Here is a 5,630-nt window from a genome sequence, read left to right on the forward strand (position 1 = left end):
GACGGAAAGTGCCGGCCGGATCGCGGATTTCCTGGCCGAGCGGCCGGAAATCGCCCGCGTCATCTATCCCGGCCGCGCCGACCATCCGCAGGCCGACATCGTCAAGAAGCAGATGTCGGGCGGCTCGACACTGATCTGTCTCGACGTCAAGGGCGGCAAGCAGGCGGCCTTCGCCTTGCAGAACGCGCTCGACATCGTCTTGATCTCCAACAATCTCGGTGACGCCAAGAGCCTGATCACCCATCCGGCGACGACGACGCACAAGAATTTGAGCGACGAAGCGCGCGCCGAGCTCGGCATCGGGCCGGGCACGCTCAGACTTTCGGTTGGGCTGGAGGACACCGACGATCTGCTCGAGGACATCGCGCAGGCGCTGAAGGCCAGGTAGCGCGCGCGAGCGTCGTCACAGGATTACAGGCCGACCGCCTTGCGCAGCACTTCGTTCATGCGGGTCTGCCAGCCATCGCCAGCGGCCTTGAAGCGGTCGAGAACGTCGGCGTCGAGGCGTAGCTGTACGGCACGTTTGGGCCGGGCAAGCGGCGGCCGGCCAACCTTGCGGCGCGAAACGGCATCGGTTGGCTGCGCATCCGGATCGGCTTCGGCCGCAGCGGTGATCTTGGCATCTTCTTCGTCGGTCATCGCGGCAAGCGCCTTTTTGGCCAACGCCAAAGCGTCAGCACGTGACAGCTGGGGCGCAGCAGCCTCACGGCGTACGATCGTCTTAGAGGTTTTCGACATAGTCCGTAATTTCCTGCCTTGTGGCCTTGCGCAGCGAAATAACGCGGATGGCGTATCGTCGCTCGACATAAACCATCACATGGACGCCAGTTCCGATCAGACCGATGGCAACGAGGCGGTCCTCGCCAAAGTCCTCGCTGTCGTCGAGCCTGATAGCGGCGTTGGCAAAGTCGAAGGATGGTGCGATCGCAAAATCCACGCCATGCTTGGCCCTGTTCGTCCTGGCCTTGTTTTCATCCCACTCGAACTGCATCGCCGCCGGTGCGTTCCCATAAATTATGTATACACAAAAATAGAGCCTAACGCAACATTTTCGTATATACGATAATTATTCCAGCGGTCAAACCTAGCTGACGCCTTCAGGCGCCGGACGGCGTCTCTTCCAGCTCGGCCGTCTTGGTGCCGATGGTCATCGCATTGCCGCGCCAGTCGACGGCGCCGCCGAGCCAGCCGCGCGCCCACATCGCCGGCAGGATCAGGTCGCGCGCCATGATCGCTGCGACCATGCGTGGCGACAGGTACCAGCCCTTGGACCAGGCCAGGGCGCACTCCGGAAGGTAGAAGGCCACCAGTACGGCAAGGGCGGTTGCCCAGAGGCTGAAGCCGGCACTGGCCGCTGCAATCAGCGCAAGCACCAGCGGCACCACGGCGCCGGTCAGGATTTCGGGTGCGAAGAACAGCGGGAAAGTGACGCGGCGCAGGCGCGCCCAACGGGCCTGACGCGACCAGATCTCGTCAAACGAGCGCCGGCCAAGCGGCTGCTCGAAGGGGGCGGCGACGAGATTGACGCGCAAGCCGAGGCTGTTCACCAGCTTGGTCGCGGCGGCGTCCTCGGCGATCTCGGCGGCCAGCGCGCGGATGCCGCCATTGGCGTCGAGCATCGGCTTGTTCCAGAGCATGCTCTTGCCCTGGGCAAAGCCAAGGCCGAGCGCCTCGCCGGCATATTGCCAGCGCGCCTGCAGCGTGTTGAGGAAAGCGCATTCGACCTCGGCCCAGAAGCCGGCAGGCCGGGAGCCGATCGGCGTCGAGCAGACAAGGCCGGTGCCGGACCGCCAGGCAGCCATCAGGTGCTGGACGTAGTCTCTCGGCATCAGCACGTTGGAATCGGCCAGGACGACCCAGTCGTGCCGCGCCGCTTCCCAGCCCTTGACGCAATTGTTGAGTTTCGGATTGGCGCTGATGCGGTCGTCGCCGATAAGCAGCCGGGCTGGCACTTTCGGAAACCGGACGATCGTCCTGTTTATCAATTTGACCACCGGATCGTCGGCATGGGCAACGCAGAAAATCAACTCGTAGCGCGGCCAATCGAGCGAGAAGGCGCGTTCCAGCGTCTCCTGCGTGAACGGCTCGACGCCGCGCGACGGCACGACGATCGACACCGGCCGCGGCTTGGCGGCCGGCGGCCCAATGGTGTGGCGCCGTTTCAGACGCGAAGCGGCGAGCACGATGCTGGCGAGATTCGAGAGGATGAGGACAGTTGAAAGCGTGGCGGCTATGAGAGTGAGTTCCATCGAGATCCGGTCACTCCAGGAAAACCGGTCCACAAGATGGCCGGTTTCAACAGTTCAGCAGAGCGCCCGAGTCGCGCATCACCAGTCCGCGCACACCATCATTGTCATATGTCACTTAAATGACATTCTTTGTCGGCACCTGCCCGCGAGGTCGGCCAGAGGAGGCTTCGGTCGGTTGACCTAACCGCACAGAGCGCCGAAAGTTCCGCTGGAACCGTTTTTTGGAGCCGCTTATGTATAGCGCCGTCACGCGCAACATCGAAGTGCAGGTCAGGCCGTTCTATCTGGAGGACCGTTCGGATCCCTCGGAGAACCGCTATGTCTGGGGCTATCAAATAACGATCGACAATCAGTCGGACGACTTCGTGCAGCTTCTGTCGCGCTATTGGCATATCACCGACGGCACTGGCCGCGTCGAGGAAGTGCGCGGCCCCGGCGTCGTCGGCGACCAGCCCGAACTCAATCCCGGCGACAGCTACCAATACACGTCCGGTTGCCCGCTCTCGACACCATCCGGCATCATGGTCGGGCACTACACGATGCGCAACCAGCAGGGCGAGACGTTCGACATCGCCATTCCGGCGTTTTCGCTGGACCTGCCGGGGACGCGGCGGACGGTGAATTAGCGCCTTTCTCCCCGTTCTACGGGGAGAAATGCCCGGCAGGGCAATGAGGGGCGGCACCGAACTCGTGAGATTATCTCCCAAGCACGACAACGTCTGAGTGGACACACGCGGCCATTCGCCAAAGTTCGCGCTGCCCCCTCATCCGCCCTTCGGGCACCTTCTCCCCGTAAACGGGGAGAAGGAAAAACCCTGCTACTGAGCCGCGAATTCCGCCGGGTCGAAGTCATATTGCTTCGAGCAGAATTCGCAGGCGACGTGGATGCCACCATCCTCGGTGCTGTCCTTGATCTCCTGCGCGGAAAAACCCTCGAGGATGCCGCGGATCTTGTCCTTGGAGCACGAGCACTGGTCGGCGACCGGGACGCCGCCGAAGACGCGCACGCCATGCTCGTGGAACAGCCTGTAAAGCAGCCGCTCGGCACCGATCGTCGGTTCGATCAGTTCGGTCGGTTCGATCGTGCCGAGCAGCGCCAGCAACTCCTGCCAGGAATTGTCGACCGGGTCGTGGATCTCCTCGCGCGGATCGCCATCGCCACCCGGCAGGTCCGGGACGCGCATGCGCTCGGGCGACTGCGGCAGGAACTGCGCCAGGATACCACCGGCGCGCCACTGCTCGCGGGCACCGCCAGGACCGGGCGTCAAAAGCTTGGCCACCGACAGCCTGAGATCGGTCGGGATCTGTTCCGACTGGCGAAAATAGGTGCGTGCCGCATCTTCCAGCGTCTCGCCGTCGAGTTGGACGATGCCCTGGTAGCGCTGCGTGTGAGCGCCCTGGTCGATGGTCAGCGCCAGCACGCCGCTGCCGAGCAGCGTCTGCTGGGAAGTTTCGCCGGCCGCGACAAGCGCTTCCAGCCGGTCGGCGTCAAAACGCGCATAGGCGCGCAGCGCCGAGGGCGTGGAAAAATCCGCGACCAGCATGTCGACAGGCCCGTCGGTGCGGGTCTGCAGGATAAACTTGCCCTCGAACTTCAGCGAGGTGCCGAGCAGCACGGTCAGCACACAGGCCTCTGCCAGCAGGCGGGCGACCGGCTCGGGATAATCGTGGCGGCCGAGGATGGCGTCGAGCATCGGCCCGAGTTGGACGGTGCGGCCCCGCACATCGAGCGGGCCGACCTCGAACGGCACGACATGATCGTCGCCGGCATAGCCAAATTCGCCGAGTTTGGGGTGATGTTCAGTCACTTGATAGGTTTCCAACATGACAAAGCTCCAGGGCGCGGCCATGCCGCCCTCCGGGGCGCATGCGTCGAAACGCGCTTGATTTGCGTGATGCGGCGCAAATAGGCATCACACCCTCGCAGATCAAGCTCCCGGGGATCAAGCGCCCAGACACTTCAAGCGCCGAGACACTTCAAGCGCCGAGACACCAGGCAAGCACGGCCTTCTGGGCATGGAGCCGGTTCTCGGCCTCGTCGAAGACCACCGAATGCGGCCCGTCGATGACGTCGTCCGTCACTTCCTCGCCACGATGCGCCGGCAGGCAATGCATGAACAGCGCGTCCGGCTTGGCCTTGGCCATCAGCTTGGCGTTGACCTGATAGGGCGAGAACACATTGTGGCCGCGGGCGCGATGCTCCTGGCCCATCGACACCCAGCAATCGGTGACGATGCAGTCGGCCTGATCGACGGCTTCCTCGGGCGAGCGGGTGAAGTGCAGCTTGCCGCCATGCGCCTGCGACCAGTCGATATGCTTCTGCGCCGGCTCACTGCCCTCGGGCACGGCGACGTTGAGGTTGAAGCGGAACCGGGCCGAGGCCTCAAGTAAGGAATGCAGCACATTGTTGCCGTCGCCGGTCCAGGCGATGGTCTTGCCGGCGACCGGACCGCGATGTTCCTCGAAGGTCATGATATCGGCCATCAGCTGGCAGGGATGGGTGTCGTCGGTCAATCCATTGATCACCGGCACGGTGGCGTTCTCGGTCAATTCCAGCAGGCGCTCATGCGAGGTGGTGCGGATCATGATCGCATCGACATAGCGCGACAGCACCTTGGCGGTGTCGGCAATGGTCTCGGAGCGGCCGAGCTGCATCTCGGTGCCGGTCAGCATGATGGTCTCGCCGCCGAGCTGCCGCATGCCGACGTCGAAGGAGACGCGCGTGCGCGTCGACGGCTTGTCGAAGATCATTGCCAGCACCTTGCCTTCGAGCGGTTTGGTGCGTTCGCCGGCCTTGAGGCGCGCCTTTCGCACCACCGCATCGTCCAGCATCAAGCGCAGATCGCCTTCGGAAACGGTGGAAAGATCGGTGAAATGGCGAACTGACATCTGCAATGGTTCCGGGATTACTTCGCCGCGGCGGAAGCGATCGCCTCCGCCAGGCCCTTGGCGCCGGCGCGGATGCGGTTGAGCGCGTCATGGATCTCGGCGTCGGTGACGGTGAGCGGCGGCAACAGGCGAATGACGTTGTCGCCGGCCGGAACCGCCAGCAGGTGCTGGTCGCGCAAGGCCATGTTCACCTTGGTGTTGGGCATGGCGCATTTGAGGCCGAGCATCAGCCCGGCACCCCTGATGTCCTCGATGATTTCGGGAAACTCGTCGGCGACCGACGCCAGTCCCTGCTTCATCAGCAGCGCCTTGCGCTGGACATCTTCGAGGAAGCCGTCTTCCAGCACGACATCGAGCACGGCGTTGCCGACCGCCATGGCAAGCGGGTTGCCGCCGAAAGTGGTGCCGTGCACGCCAGCAGTCATGCCTACGGCCGCTTCATCCGTGGCAAGGCAGGCGCCCATCGGGAAGCCGCCGCCAATACCCTTGGCG

8 protein-coding genes are annotated in these 5,630 nt (G+C 63.8%); 2 read left to right on the forward strand and 6 right to left on the reverse strand.

All coding sequences use genetic code 11. From position 1 onward, the window contains the following. Positions 1 to 388 (forward strand): PLP-dependent transferase (locus tag EN749_RS29415; RefSeq protein WP_189367785.1); only part of this gene is annotated, 388 nt, incomplete at its 5' end. Between the two features lie 23 nt (positions 389 to 411). Here EN749_RS29415 and EN749_RS29420 read toward each other — a convergent pair. The 3 genes from EN749_RS29420 to EN749_RS29430 all read right to left on the reverse strand — a co-directional run bounded on the left by EN749_RS29420 (position 412) and on the right by EN749_RS29430 (position 2,249). After that, positions 412 to 738 (reverse strand): BrnA antitoxin family protein, encoded by a 327-nt coding sequence (locus EN749_RS29420; protein ID WP_236383388.1) that lies wholly within the window; start codon positions 736 to 738, stop codon positions 412 to 414. Next, positions 722 to 991 (reverse strand): BrnT family toxin, encoded by a 270-nt coding sequence (locus EN749_RS29425; RefSeq protein ID WP_127399269.1) that lies wholly within the window; start codon positions 989 to 991, stop codon positions 722 to 724. The genes EN749_RS29420 and EN749_RS29425 overlap by 17 nt, the downstream gene beginning before the upstream one ends. A 106-nt stretch (positions 992 to 1,097) precedes the next feature. Beyond that, complete coding sequence (locus EN749_RS29430) at positions 1,098 to 2,249, reverse strand: ceramide glucosyltransferase (RefSeq protein WP_128364473.1); 1,152 nt, start codon at positions 2,247 to 2,249, stop codon at positions 1,098 to 1,100. Positions 2,250 to 2,482: 233 nt separating this feature from the next. On the opposite strand from EN749_RS29430, the gene apaG reads away from it, so the two are divergent. Then, on the forward strand, positions 2,483 to 2,875 hold the full coding sequence (gene apaG, locus EN749_RS29435; protein ID WP_127319328.1) for a Co2+/Mg2+ efflux protein ApaG: 393 nt from the start codon (positions 2,483 to 2,485) through the stop codon (positions 2,873 to 2,875). Between the two features lie 192 nt (positions 2,876 to 3,067). Here apaG and EN749_RS29440 read toward each other — a convergent pair whose 3' ends face one another. From EN749_RS29440 to EN749_RS29450, 3 genes are all read right to left on the reverse strand, one after another. After that, a complete protein-coding gene (locus EN749_RS29440) occupies positions 3,068 to 4,099 on the reverse strand; it encodes an Hsp33 family molecular chaperone (RefSeq protein ID WP_128364474.1) in 1,032 nt (343 codons plus the stop codon). A gap of 127 nt (positions 4,100 to 4,226) precedes the next feature. Continuing rightward, positions 4,227 to 5,138, reverse strand: a complete 912-nt coding sequence (gene argF, locus EN749_RS29445) for an ornithine carbamoyltransferase (RefSeq protein WP_127807931.1) — start codon at positions 5,136 to 5,138, stop codon at positions 4,227 to 4,229. A 17-nt stretch (positions 5,139 to 5,155) separates the two neighbouring features. After that, positions 5,156 to 5,630 (reverse strand): aminotransferase class III-fold pyridoxal phosphate-dependent enzyme (locus EN749_RS29450; RefSeq protein WP_128364475.1); only part of this gene is annotated, 475 nt, incomplete at its 5' end.

The organism is Mesorhizobium sp. M7A.F.Ca.ET.027.02.1.1 (assembly GCF_004022985.1).
Lineage (GTDB): Bacteria > Pseudomonadota > Alphaproteobacteria > Rhizobiales > Rhizobiaceae > Mesorhizobium.